At 70.7% G+C, this 21,275-nt stretch carries 18 protein-coding genes; 8 read left to right on the forward strand and 10 right to left on the reverse strand.

The annotated features are described in order from the left end of the window. Positions 1–30: 30 nt before the first annotated feature. Positions 31–789 (forward strand): SDR family NAD(P)-dependent oxidoreductase, encoded by a 759-nt coding sequence (locus ACSHV8_RS04750; protein WP_436529745.1) that lies wholly within the window; start codon positions 31–33, stop codon positions 787–789. A 23-nt stretch (positions 790–812) separates the two neighbouring features. Beyond that, on the forward strand, positions 813–1,598 hold the full coding sequence (locus ACSHV8_RS04755) for an SDR family NAD(P)-dependent oxidoreductase (RefSeq protein WP_436529747.1): 786 nt from the start codon (positions 813–815) through the stop codon (positions 1,596–1,598). Positions 1,599–2,157: 559 nt separating this feature from the next. Here the strand turns inward: ACSHV8_RS04755 and ACSHV8_RS04760 are convergent. Further along, on the reverse strand, positions 2,158–3,429 hold the full coding sequence (locus tag ACSHV8_RS04760; RefSeq protein WP_436529748.1) for an MFS transporter: 1,272 nt from the start codon (positions 3,427–3,429) through the stop codon (positions 2,158–2,160). Between the two features lie 205 nt (positions 3,430–3,634). Here ACSHV8_RS04760 and ACSHV8_RS04765 point away from each other — a divergent pair, with 205 nt between their 5' ends. Beyond that, entirely contained in the window at positions 3,635–4,897 is a 1,263-nt protein-coding gene (locus tag ACSHV8_RS04765) for an amidohydrolase family protein (RefSeq protein ID WP_436529750.1), read from the forward strand. After that, on the forward strand, positions 4,894–5,850 hold the full coding sequence (locus ACSHV8_RS04770) for an alpha/beta hydrolase fold domain-containing protein (RefSeq protein ID WP_436529752.1): 957 nt from the start codon (positions 4,894–4,896) through the stop codon (positions 5,848–5,850). Before ACSHV8_RS04765 ends, ACSHV8_RS04770 begins: the two co-directional genes overlap by 4 nt. Here the strand turns inward: ACSHV8_RS04770 and ACSHV8_RS04775 are convergent. The 3 genes from ACSHV8_RS04775 to ACSHV8_RS04785 all read right to left on the reverse strand — a co-directional run bounded on the left by ACSHV8_RS04775 (position 5,838) and on the right by ACSHV8_RS04785 (position 9,238). Continuing rightward, positions 5,838–7,466 carry an amidohydrolase gene (locus tag ACSHV8_RS04775; protein ID WP_436529754.1) on the reverse strand — a complete coding sequence of 543 codons (1,629 nt, stop codon included), beginning with the start codon at positions 7,464–7,466 and terminating at the stop codon, positions 5,838–5,840. The two genes, ACSHV8_RS04770 and ACSHV8_RS04775, sit on opposite strands and share 13 nt — an antisense overlap. A 12-nt stretch (positions 7,467–7,478) precedes the next feature. Beyond that, positions 7,479–8,573, reverse strand: a complete 1,095-nt coding sequence (locus ACSHV8_RS04780) for a hypothetical protein (protein WP_436529755.1) — start codon at positions 8,571–8,573, stop codon at positions 7,479–7,481. Positions 8,574–8,647: 74 nt separating this feature from the next. Further along, positions 8,648–9,238 (reverse strand): DUF4240 domain-containing protein, encoded by a 591-nt coding sequence (locus ACSHV8_RS04785; RefSeq protein ID WP_436529757.1) that lies wholly within the window; start codon positions 9,236–9,238, stop codon positions 8,648–8,650. Positions 9,239–9,446: 208 nt separating this feature from the next. Between ACSHV8_RS04785 and ACSHV8_RS04790 the strand changes: the two genes are divergently transcribed. The 4 genes from ACSHV8_RS04790 to ACSHV8_RS04805 all read left to right on the forward strand — a co-directional run bounded on the left by ACSHV8_RS04790 (position 9,447) and on the right by ACSHV8_RS04805 (position 13,734). Next, the gene (locus tag ACSHV8_RS04790) at positions 9,447–10,166 is read left to right on the forward strand and encodes an AAA domain-containing protein (protein ID WP_436529759.1); all 720 of its coding nucleotides are present in this window, start codon (positions 9,447–9,449) and stop codon (positions 10,164–10,166) included. A gap of 26 nt (positions 10,167–10,192) precedes the next feature. Next, entirely contained in the window at positions 10,193–10,879 is a 687-nt protein-coding gene (locus tag ACSHV8_RS04795) for a hypothetical protein (protein ID WP_436529761.1), read from the forward strand. 73 nt (positions 10,880–10,952) lie between these two features. After that, positions 10,953–11,546 (forward strand): TetR/AcrR family transcriptional regulator, encoded by a 594-nt coding sequence (locus tag ACSHV8_RS04800; protein ID WP_436529763.1) that lies wholly within the window; start codon positions 10,953–10,955, stop codon positions 11,544–11,546. Positions 11,547–11,562: 16 nt separating this feature from the next. After that, a complete protein-coding gene (locus tag ACSHV8_RS04805; RefSeq protein WP_436529765.1) occupies positions 11,563–13,734 on the forward strand; it encodes an MMPL family transporter in 2,172 nt (723 codons plus the stop codon). A gap of 962 nt (positions 13,735–14,696) precedes the next feature. On the opposite strand, the gene ACSHV8_RS04810 is transcribed toward ACSHV8_RS04805, so the two are convergent. The 6 genes from ACSHV8_RS04810 to ACSHV8_RS04835 form a co-directional block, all read right to left on the reverse strand. After that, on the reverse strand, positions 14,697–15,794 hold the full coding sequence (locus tag ACSHV8_RS04810; RefSeq protein ID WP_436529766.1) for a glycoside hydrolase family 53 protein: 1,098 nt from the start codon (positions 15,792–15,794) through the stop codon (positions 14,697–14,699). A 62-nt stretch (positions 15,795–15,856) separates the two neighbouring features. Further along, on the reverse strand, positions 15,857–16,933 hold the full coding sequence (locus ACSHV8_RS04815; protein WP_436529768.1) for a glycoside hydrolase family 53 protein: 1,077 nt from the start codon (positions 16,931–16,933) through the stop codon (positions 15,857–15,859). Between the two features lie 69 nt (positions 16,934–17,002). Further along, complete coding sequence (locus ACSHV8_RS04820) at positions 17,003–18,022, reverse strand: LacI family DNA-binding transcriptional regulator (RefSeq protein WP_436529769.1); 1,020 nt, start codon at positions 18,020–18,022, stop codon at positions 17,003–17,005. 17 nt (positions 18,023–18,039) lie between these two features. Further along, positions 18,040–18,867 (reverse strand): carbohydrate ABC transporter permease, encoded by an 828-nt coding sequence (locus tag ACSHV8_RS04825; protein ID WP_436529771.1) that lies wholly within the window; start codon positions 18,865–18,867, stop codon positions 18,040–18,042. Continuing rightward, positions 18,864–19,829, reverse strand: coding sequence for a carbohydrate ABC transporter permease (locus ACSHV8_RS04830; RefSeq protein WP_436529773.1), 966 nt, complete (start codon positions 19,827–19,829; stop codon positions 18,864–18,866). The genes ACSHV8_RS04825 and ACSHV8_RS04830 overlap by 4 nt, the downstream gene beginning before the upstream one ends. A 62-nt stretch (positions 19,830–19,891) precedes the next feature. Then, positions 19,892–21,208, reverse strand: coding sequence for an ABC transporter substrate-binding protein (locus ACSHV8_RS04835; protein WP_436529775.1), 1,317 nt, complete (start codon positions 21,206–21,208; stop codon positions 19,892–19,894). Positions 21,209–21,275: the final 67 nt, after the last annotated feature.

Raw genomic sequence — 21,275 nt, forward strand, 5'->3', positions numbered from 1 at the left:
GGCAAGTGCTTCCCGGAATGGTGAGGGCCCATGACCGACTGGTTGCAACTACGTGAGCGTCCCACCCTGGTGGTCGGCGCGGGCGGTCTTGGCGGTGCCGGCGTGCAGGCACTCGCCCTGGCCGGGGCGCGCGTGCTGCTGGCCGACGTCGACGAGGATCACCTCGAGGCGGTCCGGCTCAAGGTCAAGGAGTCCGGGGCGGAAATTCACACCATTCAAGCCGATTTGCGTACGGCGGCAGCCTGCCGCACGTTGGTCGGCGAGGCCGTGTCGCTCCTGGGCGGCCTCGACATCTTCCTCCACGCCGTCGGCCGCAACGTGCGCAAGCCGCTCGTCGAGCTGGACGACGACGACTGGGAGTCGGTGGTGAACCTGAACCTGTCGACGGCGTACTGGACCGGTCAGGCCGTCGGCCGGACGATGGTCGCCCAGGGTTACGGGCGGATGGTCTTCTGCTCGTCGGTCTCCGGGCTGCTCGCGCACGCCAACCACGCGCCCTACGCGGCCACCAAGGGCGGGCTCAACCAGCTCCTGCGGGTGATGGCCCGGGAATGGGCGCCGCACGGGGTGACCGTGAACGGGGTCGCGCCCGGCTACATCGAGACCAACCTGACCAAGGCGTACCTCGACCAGGACGGGAACCGGGAGAAACTCGAATCCCTGGTCCCGGCCGGTCGGCTCGGCCGCCCGGCCGAGGTCGCCGACGCGGTCACGTTCCTCGCCTCCGACCGCGCCGCGTTCGTCACCGGCCAGGTCCTGTACATCGACGGCGGCCGCACCCTCGTCTAGTTCCTCTTCCTAGGAGACCTCTCGTGACCAACCCTGTCATCACCCAGCGCTTCCCCGGCCGTTCCGTGCTGGTCACCGGCGCCGGAACCGGCTTCGGCGCCGAGATCGCGTTCCGCGCCGCCCAGGAGGGCGCCCGCGTCGGCGTCCACTACCGCAGCTCCAAGGACGGCGCCGAGCGGACTGCCGAGCGGATCCGCGCGATCGGCGGCGAAGCCGTCCTGTTCCAGGCCGACATCACCAGCTGGGACGACATCAAGCGGATGGCCGACGAGACGTTCGAGGCCTTCGGCGGCCTGGACGTCCTGATCAATAACGTCGGTGACGTCGCCCGCGACCAGATGTCCTGGAAGGACATCACCGAGGACTCCATCGACCACGTCCTCGAGGTCGACATCAAGGGCACGCTGCTCTGCGTCCACGAGTTCGGCGCCCGCATGCTGGAACAGGGCCACGGCAACATCGTCAACATCGGCTCCACCGTCGTGGTCCGGGGCAGTGCTCGCGCTCCGCAGTACGCGGCGGCCAAGTACGGCATCATCGGCCTCACCAAGTCCTACGCCGCCGCCTTCGCCCCGACCGTCCGCGTCAACGTCTTCGCCCCCGGCTTCATCGAGACCGAGGCGACCCTCAAGCGCGACGACTGGAAGTCCGGCCGCGGCGACAAGCTGCGCTCCATGACCCCGATGGCCCGCATCCCCGGCCCCGCCGAACTCGCCGGCGCCGCCCTGTTCCTGGCCACCGACGACGCCGCCCACATGACCGGTTCCTTCATGCTGGCCGACGGCGGCTACAACATGGTCGGCGCCTGACCCACCCCCCTCGGACTCCGCCGAACTCCGCCGCCGCAGCCCGATCCTGCTCGGCTCAGCCCTGCACGTCGGCGGCCCGGCTGGGCCGGGCTCGGCCTCTCCCCTTCGCGGCTCGGCCCGCGCACTCTGTCGCACGCCACGTCATACCTGTGAGGACCAGCCGAACTCGCGCGGCTGGTCCTCACAGGCGTTTCCGACCTGCTGAGAGGCCCCTGAGGCCCAGCCGGATCCGGCATGCGGTCGGGTCGCGGTGGCCGGCTGGTGCTGAGGGTTGTCTTTGACGGCCGGAAGCAGCCGTCAGCACCAGCTGGGACCGCGAGCTGACCGGATTGCCGAAGCCGAGGCGGCAGCCCGACAACCGGGGATGTCTTTCGGGCGGGGAACCTCGTAGGGGCCGGCGCCTGTCACGGCGTCGGCCCCTACGAGGTTCGCAATTCAGTGGAAAACGATTCGGTTCTGGCGCATCCGGCCTGGAAGTGGACCGCTTCCCGGCCGGCGGGGAGCGAACCGGCCGGCGGGGAGGGCGGGGAGTGAACCGGCGGGCGGGGAAGCGTGGGGGTCAGCGGATGCGGCGGACGAACAGGATGGTGGCGGCGGAGAGGAGGCCGAGCACGGCCAGGACCGCGAAGAACGCCGGATAGTTGCTGGAACCGCTCGCGGCCAGGACGGCGACCGCGACGATCGGAGCGCCCACGTTCGGGAGGAGGGTGGCGACCTGGTAGACGCTCATGGCCTTGCCGGCGTGGGCCTGGTCCGGCACTACTTCGGCGGCGATGGCGATGTCGACGGTCAGGTAGATGGCCTGGCCGACCGAGAGGATCAGCCACGCGGCCAGGAAGCCGTTGAGGGACTGGGTGACCGAGGCGACGACCAGACCAAGAGCCAGGATGATCGCGCCGACCGTGACGAACGCCTTGCGGCGGCCGAGCCGGTCGGACAGGTAGCCGGAGAGCAGGAAGCAGACGACCGAGACGGGCGTCGAGATGGCGGTGAACGTCGCGTACCGGGCGGTGGCGTCGTCGATCGACAGGCCGACGGTGTCGGTCAGGTAGTACGTGGCATACGTCTGCACGCCCACGTAGGCCAGCCCGATCAGGAAGCGGCTGACCCAGTTCCACGCGAAGTCGCGGTCGCCGCCGGTGCGGATCCAGTAGCTGGCGGCGAATTCCCGTACGCCGAAAGCCGGAAATTCGCCGGATGCGGGACGGTCGAGGTGGCGGATGACGTGGGCCAGGGCCAGCGCGGCGGCGACCGCGACGACGCCGGGCACGGCCAGCATGAGCAGCTGCTGGTGGACCAGTTCGGCGCCGAGGAAGACGCCGCTGAGCACGGAGAGCGCGACGACGAAACCGATCAGGCCGGAGAGCCGGGCCCGCAACCGGTCGGGGACGAATTCGGGGATCAGTGGGAGGAAGCCGGAGAACGCCGCGCTGGCCCCGAGCGACCCGATCGCCCAGCCCGCGGCCACGCCGGCGAGCGTCGGGACGCTGCCGGCGACGATCAGGCCGAGCAGAGCGGTGACCGCACCGCCGACCAGCCACGGGCGGCGACGGCCGAAACGTGACCGGGTCCGATCACTGAGCGCACCGAACAGCGGCAGCGACAGGATCGACATGATCGCGCCGACCAGGATCACGGTGGAGAGCGCGACGGTCTTGCCGTCCGGGTCGATCTCGGTGATCCGGACCGCGAGCGTGACGATCTGCGGGGTCAGGCTCGCGAAGTAGAGACCGAACGCGGCCAGGACGAGCGCCGGGACGAGGAGTTTCGTCTCAAGCCGGGCCGCGGGCGGCCGAACGTCATCGTCAGGTGGGACCACCGAAGCGGACACGAAGGCCTCCCAGCACCACTTTCACTGTGTGAAAGCGAGTTTCAATGTGATTGCCGCGACATTAAGCCCGCCGGCCGCCCGTGTCCACCGACGGGCGGCCGGTGACTTAAAGATCTTGTGGCGGTTGACACATCCGCGCGGACCGAGAAACACTCGGGTAACACACACTGGAAAGTAGTTCTCACCTAGTGAAAGTGGCAGGGACATGGCGCGCACGGTTTTCACCAACGGACTGGTCTTCGACGGCTCGGGTTCGGCCCCGGCCCCCGGTGAGGTCGTCGTCGAGGGCGACCGGGTGACCGAGGTGCGGGCCGGCTGGCGGGAAACCCACGAACCGGACGACGTGATCGTCGACGCGACCGGCTGCACCGTCATGCCCGGCATGATCGAGTCGCACTGCCACCTGACGTTCCCGTCCGCGGTCGGGCACATCGACCCCAGCTTCAACCCGCCGCTCGACGTCAGCTTCTTCCACCACATCGAGGGCCTGGAGTCCGAGCTGGCGCGGGCCGAGCGCAACGCGAAGATCCTGCTCGACCACGGGTTCACGTCGGCCTACTCGGCCGGGTCGATCCTGCCCATGCCGGTCGAGGTGATCCTGCGCGACAAGATCAAGGCGGGCGTCGTGCCCGGCCCGCGGATGCGCGCGGCCAGCATGGAGCGCGACAACCACCCGGTCCGCCCGGACGGTCACGTCGAGCCCGACTGGCAGGGCCCGGACGCGTGCCGGCGCTGGGTCCGCGACATGGCCGCGCAGGGCTACGACAGTGTGAAGTTCCTGCTCAGCAACGACGACGTGTTCGTGCCCGGCGGTTCGCAGATCACCCAGTACACGGCCGAGGAGGCGGCGGCGGCCGGCGAGCAGGCCCGCGAGTCCGGTGTCTGGCTCAACTGCCACGCGCAGTCGGCCGAATCCGTGAAGATCGCGGTGCGATCCGGGTTCCGGTCGATCTACCACTGCACGTACGCCGACGAGGAAGCCCTCGACCTGCTCGAATCGGTCAAGGACACGGTCTTCGTCTCGCCCGCGCCGGGCATCATCTACGCCAACGTGTACGAGGGCGAGGAGTTCGGCATCACCCGCGAGGTGGCCGAGAAGATGGGCTCGGTCGACGCGCTCGAAGGCATGGCCCGCGTGTACCCGGAGATCCGCAAGCGCGGCATCCGCGCGCTTCCCGGCGGCGACTACGGCTTCCCGAACAACCCGATCGGCCGCAACGCCCGCGACCTGCAGCTCTTCGTCGACGTCCTGGGCTACACCCCGATCGAGATGCTGGTCGCCGCGACCAAACTCGGCGGCGAACTCGTCGATTTCGGTGATCTGGGCATGCTCAGGCCGGGCTGGATCGCCGACGTCCTGGTGGTCCGCGGCAACCCGGCCGAGGACCTGCGGCTGCTGCAGGACACCGACAACCTGGTCGCCATCATGCAGAACGGCACGTTCCACAAGACCCCGGTTCCCGCATGACCGCCGAACCCGGCACGAGTCAGGCGGTCACGGAACATCGCGGCATCGTCTTCGCGCGGCGGCCGGGTTTCCGGCCGCTCACACTGGACCTCTACGTCCCGGAGAACCCGAAGGCCCTCTGCGTCTACCTGCACGGCGGCGGCTGGCGCCTCGGCACCCGCACCGAGGGCCCCGGCAACGTCAAAACCTGGAAACCCAACTTCTTCGCGTACGTCGCAACGACCGGCCTGGCCATCGCCACCGTCGACTATCGCCTCTCCGGCGAGGCCACCTTCCCGGCCCAGCCCGACGACGTCGCGGCGGCTCTCGACTTCCTCGCCGTGCACCGAGGCGACTTCGGCGTCACCACCGACCGCACCGTCATCTGGGGTGTCTCCGCCGGCGGCCACCTCGCCGCCCTGGCCGCCCTCACCCCACCCGCCGCCGGCGAAACCACCGGCCCCGCGGATCGCCGCCGGATCGCCGGCGAAACCATCGGGCCCGCGGATCGGCCGGATCGCCGTCGGATCGCCGCCGAGACCACCGGGCCCGCGGACCGGCCCGATCGCCGTCGGATCGCCGCCGCCGTCTGCTGGTACCCGGTCACCGACCTGGACGCCCTCTCCCAGGACATCGCAGAAGCCGGCGGTCACCCCGACCGCAGCGCCGCGTCCCGCGAGGGTGGCCTGCTCGGCGCGGACCTCGACGACGTCCCCGACCTGGTCGCCGCCGCGAGCCCGGTCAACCACGTCGGCCCGGGCGCACCCCCGTTCCTGTTCCTGCACGGCGGCGCCGACCGGGCTGTCCCGCACCGCCAGAGCGAACGCCTCGCCGACGCCCTGCGCTCGGCGGGCACCGAAGCGACGCTCGAACTGGTCCCGGGTGCCGGCCACATGTTCCCGGAGCTGGACGAGTCGGCCACCCGGGCGGTTGTCGACCGCTCCGTGCACTTCCTGCTGGATCACGCGGAGTAGACGCACCTCCCGTCGACGAAGGTCAGGTCGACCGAAGCGTCCCCGATCTCGCCGGGCGGCCCGGCGAACAGGTCGCGGTCGAGCACGACCAGGTCGGCCCGGAACCCGGGCCGGATGCTGCCGCTGTCGTCGCGCCGGTTCACGAACGCCGACCCCGCCGTGTACGCCGTCAGCGCCGTGGCGAGGTCCAGCTTCTGCCCGGGCAGGAAGGCGTCATACCCACTCCCGTGATGGGCCCGGTTCACCGCGACGTGGATGGCCTGCAGCGGGTCCGGGGTGGTCACCGGCCAGTCGCTGCCCGCGGCCAGGTGGGTGCCGGCCCGCCAGAGGTCGCCGAACGGATACTGCCGCGCGGCCAGCTCGGACGACAGGAACGGGATGGTCAGATCGTCCATCTGCGGCTCGTGCGACGCCCAATACGCCTGCAGGTTGGCCGTCGCCCCGAGCGCCCGGAACCGCGGGACGTCGTCGGGGTGGACGACCTGCAGGTGGGCCAGGTGCGGCCGGGTGTCGCGGAACCCGTTGGCCGCGCGGGCCGCCGCGACCGCGTCGAGTGCCTCGCGCACGGCCCGGTCGCCGAGCGCGTGGAAGTGCACCTGGAAGCCGTGCGCGTCGAGCGCGGTCACATGCTCCCGCAGGGCCGTCGGGTCGATGAACGACAACCCGGCGTTGGTCGTCGAGCAGCCGCACGAGTCCCGGTAGGGCTGGGTCATGGCGGCCGTGAAGTTCTCGGCGACGCCGTCCAGCATCAGTTTCACGCTGTCGGCGCGCAACCGGCCGACGGTGTGCCGCTCGCGCTTGGCCAGCAGGTCGGGGATCTGCTCGGCGCCGCGGTCACGGTCCCACCAGAGGGCGCCGACCACGCTCGCGGTGAGCTGCCCGGTGGCGGCGGCCTCGAGATAGGCGTCGGAGACGTCGGGGTAGCCGTTGGTGGCGCAGAGCATCGCGTCCTGCCAGGCGGTCACGCCCAGCGAGTGCAGCAGGGTCTGCGCGCGCAGCAGCCCGGCCAGCCGCTCGGCCGGTGTGACCTCGGGCAGCAGTTTCGCGACCAGTTGCATCGCACCCTCCTGCAGCCCGCCGGCCGGGGTGCCGTCAGGGCGGCGGTCGATGCGCCCGTCGGCCGGGTCGGGTGTGCCGGGGCCGATGCCGGCGATCTCCAGTGCGCGACTGTTCACCCAGGCGCCGTGGTGGTCGCGGTTGATCAGGTGGACCGGGCGGTCGGGGACGACGCGGTCGAGCAGCTCACGGCCGGGGACGCCGCCGGGGAAGACCTCCATGGCCCAGCCGCCGCCGTTGATCCACTCCAGGTCGGGGTGCGCGTCCGCGTAGGCCCGGACGCGGCGCAGGTATTCGTCGAGATCGGTGGTGCCGGTCAGGTCGCACTGGTTGAGCTCGACGCCGCCGAACACGGCGTGGACGTGCGCGTCCTGAAAACCGGGCAGCAGCAGCCGCCCGGCCAGGTCGATCGTCGTCGTGCCGGGGCCGGCCAGCTCCCGCACCTCGTCGGTGCCGACCGCGAGGACCCGCCCCTGCGCGACCGCCACCGTGGTGGCCGGGCCGCGCAGCGGGTCGGCGGTGAAGACGGAACCGTTGGTGAACATCAGATCGGCGACCATGCGCCCACCTAATCACGCCGCCGGTGTCACCACGGTGTCACCCGGGACCGGAACCGCCGGCCGCCGGATCTCCCCGGCGACCAGCAGCGCGACCAGCGCCACCAGGCCGGCCGCCGCGCCGGGGACCTGCCGGGTGGACAGGCCGCCGAGGACCACCAGGTAGCCCAGCAGCAGCGCGAACATCTGCCGCCGGGGCCGCTCGTCGTCGCCGAGCAGTGCGAACACCAGCACCGTGGCGACCGCGATCGGCGTCCAGTAGTAGCGCAGGCTGACCGGGTCGGTGAACAGCCGGGTCAGGCTCGCCGCGGCCGGCGCCGCCGCCCAGACGATCCGCTGCCGCCGGAAGAACCACGCGACCGCGGCGCAGGCACCCGCGACCAGCACCGCCTGGACCAGCCGCAACGGCCAGGTCACGGTCGTCAGGCCGGGCAGGAGCAGCCCGATCAGGGTGTCGTCGTCGACCGGCCACACGTGGCCGAACATGTGGAAGTTCCCGGCCAGCACGAACGGCAGGTAGAAGGCCACACCGACGGTCCCGCCGAGCACCCACGTCCGCAGTGCCGCGCGCGGCCCGGCCACCGCCAGCAGCCCGGGAAAACCCAGGATCGCCCAGGGGGCGATCGCCACCGACACCCCGAGGAGGGCGGCGGCGGTCCCGGTCCGCTTCCGGCTCTGACAAACTATTGCGTACGTCCACAGCAGCGGAACCAGGAGCTCGGCCGGGTGCCCGTCCCAGGGGACCGGTCCGGCCAGCCAGAGGATGACCAGCAGTCCCGTGGCGCTCTCGCGCAGCGCCGCCACCGGTCCGCGGCCGGTCCCGAAACGGCGGCACAGCGCCATCGCGCCCAGCGTCAGACCGGTGTTCACGGCGACCCGGGCCGCGGCGGCGGGCACACCGGTCGATCCGCCGATCATGAGCAGCCAGGTGATCACCAGCTGGACCGGCCCGGCCTGGGTCCAGCCGTCGGCGTAGACGCCGCTCAGCTGCCCGTCGAGGATCTGCCGCCCGTAGGCCGCGAAGTCGGCCATGTCGAACGGCATGTCGGTGCTGAGCAGGGCGAGCAGGGCCGCGCCGAGCGCCGCGACGACCCACCGGCCGCGCAGCATCGGTTCCACCCAGCCCGGAAGTTTCCGTTCCACCCCGGTTAGATCGGCAGCGGGCCGGCCCGGCCCGGTGTGGGTCAGGTGCCGGTCAGGTGCGGGTAGTGGCGGTCCAGGGACGCGCGGGAGTCGGGGAAGAGCGCGGCCAGCCGGTCCAGGTTGCAGTGGACCGGGCCGGACGGCTCGGTGCCGGGCGACGACGGTGGTGGCGAGGCGGCGTCCAGCGCGGTCCAGAAGCCCTCGTCGTCGCCGGTCAGCCGCTCGTACGCCTCCAGGGGCGCGAACTGGAAGGCTTCGGTCATCAGCGTGTCGCGGGGGATCGCGCCGGCCGCGATGGCGTGTACCGCCGGGTGGTCGGCCAGCTGATCAGGATCGGTCAGGACGCGGTCGTACCAATCGCGGCCGAGACCGACCAGCCCGGCCCGGAAATCGGTGAACGGATCGTCGCCGCAGCCGTTGCCGATCAGGTATGCGGCGAGGTAGACGTCCGGCCGGTCGAGCCGGCGCTGCAGCTCGGCGAAGCGGACCTCGAACGCGATCAGCTCCGGCACCGGAAGCCGCACGAGCCGCTCGACCAGCGCGTTCTCGAGGCGGTGGTCCAGGTCGGGCCAGCCCGGACCGGCTCGCTCCCGAGCCGCCTCGACGAGCTCCCAGCAGCGCGCGGTGTCCATGGCCCTCCTTCCGGCGCGGGCAGGGGGGCGGCCCGCTTTGCGGCACATCTGATCACACGACTTGCGGCGGCGGGGTGCACCCGGAGTCCGGGACCGTCCTGTTTCCCCCGGGACGACTCCCGCGACACCGGGCCTTTCCGGTCACGCCACTCCCGCGTCGGGTGACTCGCTCTGGCCCGCCCGGACCGCCGGCCACTAAGGTGGGTGGATGGCGTCGATGCCTGTCGATCTCGATCGTCGTGTGCGCAACACGCCGACCGCGGATGCCGAGCGCCTCGGCGCGGCGCTGGCCGGGACGATCCGGGCCGGCGGGGCCGGCGAGCGCGAACAGCGGGAGGCCGTGCTGCGCCTGCGCTCCGGGATGGGTGCGAATCCGGGGCTGCTCGCGTGGCTGAGCGGAGCCGAGTCCGTACGCGAAATCGATCTTCTGTTTGAAGCCGAAGGCGCCGGGCGGGCCCGGGCCGTCGCCGAGGTCGCGCGGTGTGCGGCCGATCGTGGTGAGCGGGTGCTGATCGCGGCGCCGAGCCGGGCGGCGGCCGACGCGGCCGTGGCATGCCTGCCCGGGGAGCTGACCGTGATCCGCCTGGAGGAGCCCGGTGCCGGCCCGTGCACTCTCGCGGGAGTCGCCGCTGAGCTGCGCGAACGCGCGCTTGCCGAGGCCGGGGAGGCCGGCGATCCGCTGCTGGCCGACTGGCGGGAGCGGATGGCCCGCCCGCCCGCGCAGTTGTACGGCGAACTGCTGCGGAACGCCGACGTGATCGCCGCGACCTGGCTCGGTTGCGGACGCCCGGAGTTCGCCGACCTGGAGTACGACCTGGTCGTGGTCGACGGCGCCGACCGGATGCCCCGGCCGGTGGCGCTGGTGCCGCTGGTGCGGGCCCGGCGCGCGGTCCTGATCGGGCGCCGGGGCGGGCCGGCGCGCGGGTGAGCCCGGCGCCACAGGTTCCGCTGCGTGTGATCGTGGCCCGGGTCGCCGCGCTGCCCGACGTGCGGCCGCGCCGGATCCGCCCGCTGCTGCTGCCGATGTGGCAGGTCGAGGTGGTGGCGACGGTCCGCGACGGGCAGCCCTACGACGTGCTCGACCGGTTCCTGGCCCGCGCGCTCGCCGGGACCCCGTTGCGCGGCCCGGAACGGCTGGCCGCGTACTTCGGCCTCCCGGTCGCCCTGGTGCGGCGGATCCTGGCCGGGCTGGCCGCGATCGGGCACGTCGGGCCGGACGGCGCGCTCACCGAGCTGGGCCGGCGGTCGGTCGAGGACGGGCGGCGCTACCGGGACCGGCCCGGGCGCCGGATGACGCTGTGGTTCGACGGCCTGGTCCTGGCGCCGGTGCCGCGCACGCACGGGACCGGGTCGATCTGGCTGGCCGGGCCCGAGCTGACGCTGGGGGACGGGACCCGGTTCGCGGCCGTGCCGGGGCCGGGCGTGCTGCCCGTGACCGCGGTCGGTGATCTGCTGGAACGGGCCGACGTGGCCGACTTCGCCGGGCCGGCGCGGCCGGTGCGGGCCGAGATCGCCGCGCTGCGGGCGGTGTGGCTGCCGGTCTACCTGGTCGAATGCGACGAGGAGCCGGTGCTGTTCGCGCGGGCGGTGGACGGGCCCGACCCGTACCTCAGCAAGCTTCTTGCAAAGATTCGACTCTAAACCCTTGGCAGATGTGGGGACCGCCACGGTCCCCGACGGACCAGTCTGGTCCAGAAAGGTCTACGGTGGTCCCATGCCCCGCCCCACCAAGCAGCAGATCGACGACGAGATCCTCGACGCCGCCGCCAGTCTGTTCGCGCGGCACGGCTTCAAGGAGACGTCGCTGCAGCGCATCGCCGACGCGGTGGGTTACTCGAAGACCGGGCTGCTGCACCGCTTCCCGACCAAGGAAGCCCTGCAGGAATCGGTCATCGAGCGCTGCGTGGGGCAGGTCCGGGAGGTGGCCGCGCAAGCCGCGTCACTGCCGCCCGGCCCGGAGCGCGACCGGATGGTGATCAGCGGCGTGGCCCAGCTGGCGCTGGAACAGCCCGGCGCGGTCGCGCTGCTGCTGTCCTGCCTGCTGGCCGATCGGGAGAGCGAGTTCGGGGCCGCCCTGGAGCTGATCGGTGAGGAGGTCGCGGCCGCGTTCGGCGACCAGCCGTTCACCGGGGCGGCCTTCGGCACGGCCGGTTCGCTGGCTGATCCGATCCGGTCATGCCGGGTCGTCGGGGCGCTCGGCGCGCTGGCCGTCGCCAGCGTCGCCCTGCGGGACTGCTTCACCCCCGACGCGCTCACCACCCTCGTCGACGTCGCCTACGACGCGCTCGGGCATCACCCCACCCACTGAACAAGGGAAATCTCCCATGGCAACGCTGCTGCACCGCCTCGGCCTCGGCGCCGTCCGGCATCGCATCATCGTCACCGTCGTCTGGTTGCTCGCCCTGCTGGCCGTCGCCTTCGGCGCGGTCAAGCTCTCCGGCGAGACCGTCAACACGTTCCGGATCCCCGGCCAGGAGTCGACGATCGCGCTGGACCTGATGAAGGACCGGTTCGGCGACGCGTCGGCCGGTGCGACGGTGCAGGTGGTGTTCGAAGCTCCGGCCGGGCAGAAGATCACCGACCAGGCGCTGGCCGGGACGGTCGGGCAGTCCGTGGCCGCGTTCGGCCGGCTGCCCGGCGTCGTCAAGGTGAGCAACCCGTTCGACAAGCAGAACCCGTCGGTCTCGCGCGACCTGAGCACGGCATTGACCACGATCACGTACGGGGTGCAGCCGTCCGAGGTCACCGACGACGAACGCACCGCCATCACCGACGCGCTGGCCCGGGCGCACACCGGCGGCCTGACCGTCGAAGCCCGCGGTGAGGCGCTCAGCAACCCGGCCGACATCGGCGGCGCGTCCGAACTCATCGGTGTCGTGGTCGCGCTGATCGTGCTCGCGCTCAGCTACGGTTCGCTCGTCGCCGCCGGGATGAACCTGGTGACCGCGATCGTCGGCGTCGGCATCGGCGTCGCCGGCATCACCACGCTCTCCGGCTTCGTGCAGCTGCAGTCGACCACGCCGATCCTGGCGGTGATGCTCGGCCTGGCCGTCGGCATCGACTACGCGCTGTTCATCGTCACCCGCTTCCGGCACGAACTGCGCGCCGGCAAGGACGTCGAGTCCGCCGCGGCGTACGCGGTCGGCACCGCCGGCTCCGCGGTCGTGACCGCCGGCCTGACCGTCTTCATCGCGCTGGCCGGCCTGTCCGTGGTCGGCATCCCGTTCCTCACCGAGATGGGCCTGGCCGCCTCGGCCACCATCGTCGTCGCCGTGCTGGTCGCGATCACCCTGGTCCCGGCCATCCTCGGCTTCATCGGCAAGCGGGCGCTGCCCCGCAAACTGCGCAACGCCCCGCCGACCGACAACCTGGTCGAGGACGGGCGCGGCTTCATCAAGGGCTGGGCCACCACCGTCACCCAGAAGCGCGTCACCAGCCTGATCCTGGCCGTGCTGGCGCTCGCCGTGATCGCGTTGCCGTTCTTCAAGATGGAGACCACCCTGGCCCAGCGCTCGCCCGAGGGCAGCACCCAGGCCAAGGCCGACGCGATCATCGACGAGCGGTTCGGGCCCGGCGTCAGCGGTCCGCTGCTGATCCTGGTCGACGGGCCGAACGCGGTCACCTACGCGGCCACCGTGCAGAAGCAGATCGCCACCCTGCCCGACGTCGCCCTGGCCACCCCGCCGCAGCCCGACCAGAAGCAGAGCGCCGCACTGATCACGGTCATCCCGGGCTCCGGCGCCGAGGACCAGAAGACGGTCGACCTGGTCCACAACATCCGGGACACGGTCGCCGACAGCGACGGCGCGAAGGTGTACGTCACCGGCCAGACCGCGATCAGCATCGACGTGTCGCAGAAGCTGAACGCGGCCCTCCCGGTCTACCTGGCACTCGTCGTCGGCCTGGCCTTCGTGCTGCTCGTGCTCGTGTTCCGGTCGCTGCTGGTGCCCGTCGTCGGCGTGCTCGGCTTCCTGCTCACCATCGGCGCGTCGTTCGGCGCGACCGTCGCGGTCTTCCAATGGGGCTGGCTGTCCCAGCTGGTCAACGCCGGCTCGACCGGGCCGATCATCAGCCTGGCGCCGGTCATCATCGTCGGCATCCTGTTCGGCCTGGCCATGGACTACCAGGTGTTCCTGGTGTCGCGGATGCACGAGGCGCACGCCCACGGCGCGTCCCCGCGCGACGCCATCGTCAACGGCTTCCGCCAGGCCGCCCCGGTCGTCCTGGCCGCCGCGGCGATCATGTTCGCGGTCTTCGCCGCGTTCGTCCCGCAGGGCAACGACACGGTCAAGCCGATCGCGTTCGCCCTGGCCGTGGGCATCGCCTTCGACGCGTTCGTGATCCGCATGATCGCCGTGCCGGCGGCGCTGTCGCTGCTCGGCCGCTCCGCGTGGTGGCTGCCCAGCTGGCTGCGCTGGCTCCCCGAGCTCGACGTCGAGGGCGCCGCCCTCGAACGCAAGCAGTCCCTCCCCGAGCCGGAGCCCGCCTCCGTCTGACCCCGTTCCTGACCGCGCCGCGGACCTCCCGAGGTCCGCGGCGCTTCCCATTCCCGGCCCACCCACACCCCTCCCACGCCGCCGGCCCCGTCGACTCGCGCCGCTGCCCGCACCGCTTCCGTCCGGCGGACCACCGCACCGCTTCCGTCCGCCGGACCCGCCACTCACTCCGCCGGCCGCGCCCATTTCCCGCCGCCGACCTGCCCGCGGCCGCCCGCCACGCCTCCCCGCTCCGGCCCGCGACGCGCGTCGCGCCCCCGGCTGGCGCTCACGGCTGTAAAACGGGCTGGGAGCAGCCGTCAGCGCCAGCTGGTCAGCGTGACGCCCTGGTCGGGGGCGCGAGCGGTGTGCGGTGCCGGCCCGCGACGCGCGTCGCGCCCCCGGCTGGCGCTCACGGCTGTAAAACGGGCTGGGAGCAGCCGTCAGTGCCAGCTGGTCAGCGTGACGCCCTGGTCGGGGGCGCGAGCGGTGTGCGGTGCCGGGTTGCGGTGCGGGTTCCGGGTCCGGCTGGTGCTCACGGCTGTAAAACCGGCTGGGAACAACCATGAGCGCCAGCTGGCGGGCGGGGGCGCGGCTGGGGCTGGAGTGGCAGCGGCGTCGCGTGGGGGTGTGGGCGGGGCCGGAGTGTGGGCGGGGCCGGGGTGGGGGCTGGGCCGGAGTGGGGCGGCGTCGCGTGGGGGTGGGGCTGGGGTGGGGGCGGCGTCGCCGTGGGAGGCGGGGCCGGGGAGTCTGGGGGTGGTGTGGGTGGGGTTTTTGGTTTGAGCGTGCCCAGCCGACCACGTCGCCCTGGAGGGCTGAGCGTTCTGGGCGCGCCAGCGCCCTGCTCGGCCCGGAAGGGTCCCCGCGGGAGCGACGGTCCGGACCACCGCCTACCTGGGACATGAAGAATTTGATCTTGGGTTGGAGGAACGGACCGGCCCGGCGTCGGGGAAACGCCGGGCCGGGTGTTGCCGGGGATGGGGTCAGGCGGTCCACTTGACGTTGGAGTTGAACTTGCCGGTGGCGTCGAACGTGGCCATGTTGTCCCAGCCGTCGCCCGTGCCGTTGATGTTGGCCGGGTCCCAGCCGTTGCCGGTGATGGCGTACCAGGTCGGTTCCCAGTAGAAGACGCCGATGGCGCCGGCGTTGCGGGCCGTGTTCTGGATCCAGGTGAACTCGGTGCCTTGGCCGGCCTTGGTTGCCGCCTGGCCGTCGCAGGTGGTGGTGCCGGGGATCGAGTTGGATTGGCTGTCGGCGTTGGCGGTCGTGTACATGTACGCGGTTTCGACGATCACGACCGGCTTGGCGTAGCGGGACTTGACGTCGGCGATCACGTTGTACAGGTTCGCGAGCGTGCCGTGCCACATGCAGTAGTAGGAGAGCGCGGTGATGTCCCAGGTCACACCCTGGGCCTTGATGCCGTCGTAGAACCAGCGCGCGTTGGCGTCACTGTCCGCGTCGGCCGTGTGGATCATGACCTGGGTGCTGCTGTTGCAGGCCTTGGTCGCGTTGTAGCCCTGCTTGAGCAGGCTGGCCAGCGGCGCGAAGTTCGAGGACACGACCTGGCCCTGCGGCCACAGCATGCCGACGTTGATCTCGTTGCCGATCTGGACGCTGTCCGGGGTGGTGCCCTGGGCCTTGAGCGCGGTGCAGACGTCGTAGGTGTAGTTGTAGACGTCGGTCTGCAGCGTCGCGAGCGAGTGCGAGGCCCAGGCCACCGGCGGGTACTGCTTGCCGGGGTCGGCCCAGGTGTCCGAGTAGTGGAAGTCGATCAGGAGCTTCAGGCCCTTGGCCTTGATCGACTTCGCCTGCTGGAGAACCTTGGCCTTGTTGTTGTAGCCGCTGGCCGGGTTGTTCCAGACGCGCAGGCGCATGTAGTTGGCGCCGGCGCCGGACAGGATGTCGTAGGGGTCGGCCTGCGTCCCGGCGGCGGTGTAGTACTTGCCGCCGAGGTCGAGCGTGCGCTGCAGCGACGACACGTCGGCGCCGAGCATGGTCAGGGAGGCGGCCTGTGCGGGGTTGGGGGTGAAGGCCAGCATCAGGAGGACGGCTCCGATGACGGCCACTAGGGATTTACGCATTTCGCTCCTCGGGGATAGGAACGTTACCGGCGCGGGGTTGCGCCGGAGCTTTTAGATCAAGATCAACGGCGCCAGGTGACGTACGGGTTGATCCGCCCGTTGTCGTCGAAGGTCGCCATGTTCTCCCAGGCGTTGCCCGAGTTGGCGATGTCCTCGGTGTCCCACCCGTTGCCGTCGATCGCCGTCCAGGTCGGCTCCCAGTAGAAGACGCCCAGCCCACCGGCGTTGCGCACGGTGTCCTGGACCTGCTTGAACTCGGTGGCCTGACCCTGCGGGGTGGCCGGGATCCCGTCGCACGGGGCGGCCGCCGTGATGATGTTCTCCAGGCCGTCGTAGTTGTCCGTGGTGTACGGGTACGCGGTCTCGGCGATCACGGCCGGCTTGCCGTAGCGGGTCTGCACGTCGGTGAGGACGGTCGACAGGTTGGTCAGGTCGCCGTGCCACATGCAGTAGTAGGACAGTGCGGTGATGTCCCACTTGACGCCCTGGGCGGCGATGCCGTCGTAGAACCACTGGGCCGCGCCGAGGCTGCCGGCGTCGGCGGTGTGGATCAGGACCTGGGTCTTCCGGTTGCAGGCCTTCGCCGCGTTGTACCCGGACTTGAGCAGACCGGCCAGCGGCCCGAAGTCGCTGTTGTTGACCTGACCCACGGGCCACAGCATCCCGGTGTTGATCTCGTTGCCGATCTGCACGCTGTCAGGGTTGGTGGCCTGGCAGACGTCGTAGGTGTAGTTGTAGACGTCCTTCTGCAGCTGAGCCAGGTCATGACCGGCCCAGGCGGCGGGGATGAACTGCTTGCCCGGGTCGGCCCAGGTGTCGGAGTAGTGGAAGTCGATCAGCACCTTGAGGCCGTGCCTCTTCGCCTCCCGGGCCTGCTTCACGACCTCGGCCTTGTTGTTGTAACCGCTGGTCGGGTTGTTCCAGACGCGCAGCCGGACGTAGTTGACGCCGGCCTTCTTCAGGATCTCGTACGGGTCGGCGCGGTGCCCTTTGGCGTCGTAGAACTTGGCGCCGAGGTCGAGCGCGCGCGGGAGGGTGGACACGTCGGCGCCGCGCATGTCGAGGCCTTTGGAGTGCGCGGCGGCGGGGGCGGCCGGCACCAGGAGGAGGCCGGCGGCGATCAATGCAGCTAACTTCATGATGCTCCTTTGTGGACAAAAAGGACGCACTTCGATGCCGGAGACCCCGTGCCCGGGGCCCGACAGAAATCAGGCGGGGGAGGAGCTGCGCAGGACGAGGCTGGTGGGAACGGTGATGGAGAGCGGCGTACGGCCGTTGATCACGTCCACGAGGAGCCGGACCATCTCCTCGCTGATGCGTTCCAGCGGCTGGCGAACCGTGCTCAGCGGCGGCTCGGTCGTCGCCGCCAGGCCGGAGTCGTCGAAGCCGACGACCCGCACGTCACCGGGCACGCTGCGCCCGGCGTCACGCAGCACCGGCAGGACGGCCGCGGCCATCGAGTCGGAGGCGACGAAGACCGCGTCGACGTCCGGCGCGCGTTCCAGCAGGGTGCGCATCCGGGGCGCCCCGGTCTCCCGGGTCCAGTCGCCGTGAATGATGAGGTCCTGGTCGATCGGCAGGCCGTGCGCCATCAGCGCGTCGGTGTACCCGGCCAGCCGGTCGACGCCGCCCGAGGTGTCGAGCGGCCCGGTGATCGTGGCGATCCGCCGGCGGCCGGCGGCGATCAGATGCTCGGTGGCCGATCGCGCCCCGGCCCGGTCGTCGGCCGAGACCGAACTCATCAGGTCCTCCAGGCCGAGGACCCGGCCGCAGGCCACGATCGGCACCTGGGCCTGGACCAGCTGCTGGAGCAGCGGGTCACCGGAGTGCGGGGAGACCAGCAGGACGCCGTCGACGTGGCCGCCGTTGAGGAACGCGATCGTCCGGCTGCGTTCCTCGGGCGTCGACGCGATCATCAGGATCAGGGTCAGCTCCCGGTCGGAGAGCGCCTGGGCCACACCGCGCAGCAGCACCGAGAAGTTCGGGTCCTCGAAGAGCAGGTGCTGCGGCTCGGTCAGCAGGAACGCGATCGACCCGGAGCGCCCGGTGGCCAGGGACCGGGCGTGCTGGTTGGTGGTGTACCCGGTCCGGGAGATCGCGTCCCGGACCGAGCGCACGGCTTCCGGGCTGACCCAGTCGCGCCCGTTGAGGACCCGCGAGACGGTCGCGTACGACACCCCGGCCTCGCGAGCGACGTCGCGGATCGTGGGGCGTTTGCGCGACGACACGTTCGGGATCATAGTCTTTACGCCTTCACGCCACCGGCGGCCAGGTCGACCTGCCAGTACCGCTGGAGGGTCAGGAACAGGGCGATCAGCGGGACGATCGACACCAGCGCGCCGGTCACCACCGCGGTGTACATCGAGGGCTGGCTGGCCCCCTGGTTGAGCAGGCCGTTGAGCCCCACGGTCAGTGGGTAGAGCTTGTCGTTGCCGAGCATGATGTACGGGAGCATAAAGTTGTTCCAGATCGCCACGAACTGGAACAGGAAGACGGTCACGAGGCCGGTGCGCATCATCGGGACGACGACCCGGGCGAAGGTGCGCCAGTCGCCGGCCCCGTCGATCCGGGACGCCTCCAGGATCTCCGACGGCACCGCGGCGGCCGCGAAGATGCGGGCCAGGTAGATGCCGTACGGGCTGATGAAGCTCGGCAGCAGCACCGCCCAGTACGTGTTGGTCAGGCCGATCTTGGCCAGCAGCAGGTACTGCGGGATGGCCAGGATGACGCCGGGCACCAGCACGCCGGCCAGGATCACGTTGAACACGAAACCCTTGCCCGGGAAGTCGAACTTGGCCAGGGCGTAGCCGCTCATCGCCGAGACGAACGTGGAGACGGCCGCGCCGACGCCGGCGTAGAGCGCCGTGTTGACCATCCACCGCCAGTACAGGCCGTCCCGGTAGTTGCTCAGGTCGGCCAGGTTGTCGAACAGGTGAGTGCTGGGCGCGAGCGTGAACGTGGAGAACAGCTCGCCCGAGCTCTTGCTCGACGCGATCAGCACCCAGACCACCGGGAGCAGGCAGTACGCCGCCCCCAGGAGCAGCAGGGTCGTAGCGATCTTGGAGTTTTTCATGAGTCTTCCTGATTGAACGCGCGGCGGCCCACGAGCTTCAGGAAGCCGAAGGACAGGATGAACGTCGCCACCGCGATGACCACCGAGGTCGCGGCGGCCGAGTAGATGTCGTTACGGACGAACGCGTCCCGGTAGACCTTCATCAGCGGGGTCCAGGTGAACGAGATCGTGTTGCTGAGCGGCTTGAGCGTCATCGGCTCGGCGAACACCTGCAGCGTGGCGATCATCGAGAAGACGAACGTCATGACCAGCGAGGGCATCACGATCGGGATCTTGATGCGCCAGGCGATGGCCAGCTCGGACGCGCCGTCGATCCGGGCCGACTCGTACAGGCTGGTCGGCACCGACTTCAGCGCGGTGTAGATGACGATCATGTTGAAGCCGGTACCGCCCCAGACCGCGACGTTGGCCACCGCGTAGAGCACCCACGACGAGGAGAGGAGCTCGGGCGAGCCGACCCCGAGCTTGTCCAGCACGTAGACGAACGGGCTGACCCGGGGCAGGTAGAGGAAGCCCCAGAGCAGCGAGGCGACCACGGCCGGCACCGCGTACGGCAGGAAGATCGAGATCCGGGCGAAGCCGGCCAGCCCCGGGCGGGTCCGGTTGGCGTCCAGCAGCAGGGCCATCAGCAGCGCCAGGCCGAGCATGGCCGGGACCACGACCAGGCCGTAGCCGAGGATCCGGTAGACGCTGGGCAGCCACTCCGGGTCGGTCATCGAGCGGGCGTAGTTGCTGAACCCGGCCCACACCTCGGTGCGGGACTTCGAGCCCAGGCCGAGACCGCTGACCTTCACCTTGCGCAGGCTCAGGTAGCCCGCGTAGACGATCGGAGCGGCCAGGAAGAGCGTGAACAGCAGCAGGCCGGGGGCGAGGAAGGCGTACGGGACGCCGCCGCGCCGGCTTTTCTTGACAACCGGCGCCTTGACGGCGATGGTGCCGGGTCTTGTGGTGGTCAGCGTCATCGCCGAAACCTTCCTGGGAGGAGGGCCGGGTGGGGCGGCATGAAGCCCCACCCGGCACCCGGTCATCCGGCGACGGTGAACCCGTTGTTCTTCATGTCATCCACGGTGGCCTTCTGGATGGTCGCGAGCGACTCCGTGAAGGCGGCCGCCTTCTTCGACTCCGCGGCCTTGCCGAACGCGTCGTTGAAGGCGCTGTAGGCGACGTTGACGTTCGGGCCGTACGTGAAGGACTTGGTCTCCTTGCCGGCCTCGGCGGCGATGCTGTAGAAGTCGCTCTGGTCCGAGAAGAACGCCGGCGGCGTGGTCAGCACGCTGGTCGCGTCGTTGGCGGCCGGGTACACGTTGGCCGTGCCGGCCAGCAGCTTGAGCGCGGCCGGGTCGCTGTTGAGCCACGTGATGAACTCGGCGGCCTCCTTCGGGTGCTTGCTCTGGCTGGTGACGCTGGTCGCCGAGCCACCCCAGTTGCCGGTCGCCGGGGACGCGGTGTCCCACTGCGGCATCGGCGCGGCCTTCCACTTGCCCTTGGTGTCCTTGGCGCTGCCCTCCAGCACGCCCGGCGCCCAGACGGCGGAGACCCAGCCGACCTGCGAGCCGTCGTTGAGCGCGGCGTTCCACTCCGGGGTGTACATCGGCTTGTTGTCGATGGTCCCCTTCTCCACCAGACCGCCCCAGTACGAGGCCACCTTCTGGGTCGCGGCGTCGTTGATGTTGACGGTCCACGAGTCGCCGTTCACGCCCCACCAGGACGCGCCGGCCTGCTGCGCGAGGCCCACGAACAGGCCCGCGTCGGAGGCCGAGAACGTACCCAGGTACTGCTTCGGGTCGGCCTTGTGGATCTTCTCGGCCGCCGCCGCGTAGTCGTCCCAGGTCTTCGGCGCCTGCAGGCCGTTCTTCTCGAAGACGTCGGAGCGGTAGAAGAACATCAGCGGGCCGGAGTCCTGCGGGACGCCGTAGAGCGCGTCACCGCCCAGGGTCACGCTGTTCCAGGCCGCGGCCGGGAACTTGTCCTTGAGCGAGCCGGCTTCCTTGGAGATGTCGGCGAGCGCGTCGGCGGAGACCAGAGTGGGGATCTTCTGGTACTCGGCCTGCATCACGTCCGGCGCACCGGAGCCGGCCTTGATCGCGGTGAGCAGCTTGGTGACGGCCGGGTCGCCGCCGTCCTGCTTGTTGACCGTGACCTGGATGTTCGGGTGCGTCGAGTTCCAGCCCTCGACGACCTTGTCCATGTTCGGCGCCCAGCTCCAGTAGTTCAGCGCGACCTTCTCGTTGCTGGTCGTGCTGCCGCTGTCCGTCTTGTCGTCGGAGCTGCTGCTGCAGGCGGTCATGAACAAGGTGGCGGCGGTGAGGGTCGCCAGCACAGGGGCGAATTTTTTATACATATCGATCCTCCTTGATCGCATTGATCGGGGGAGAAGAAGCAGGGGAACGGGCGCAGACTCAAGTCGG

The organism is Actinoplanes sp. HUAS TT8 (assembly GCF_051380535.1).
Taxonomy (GTDB): Bacteria; Actinomycetota; Actinomycetes; order Mycobacteriales; family Micromonosporaceae; genus Actinoplanes.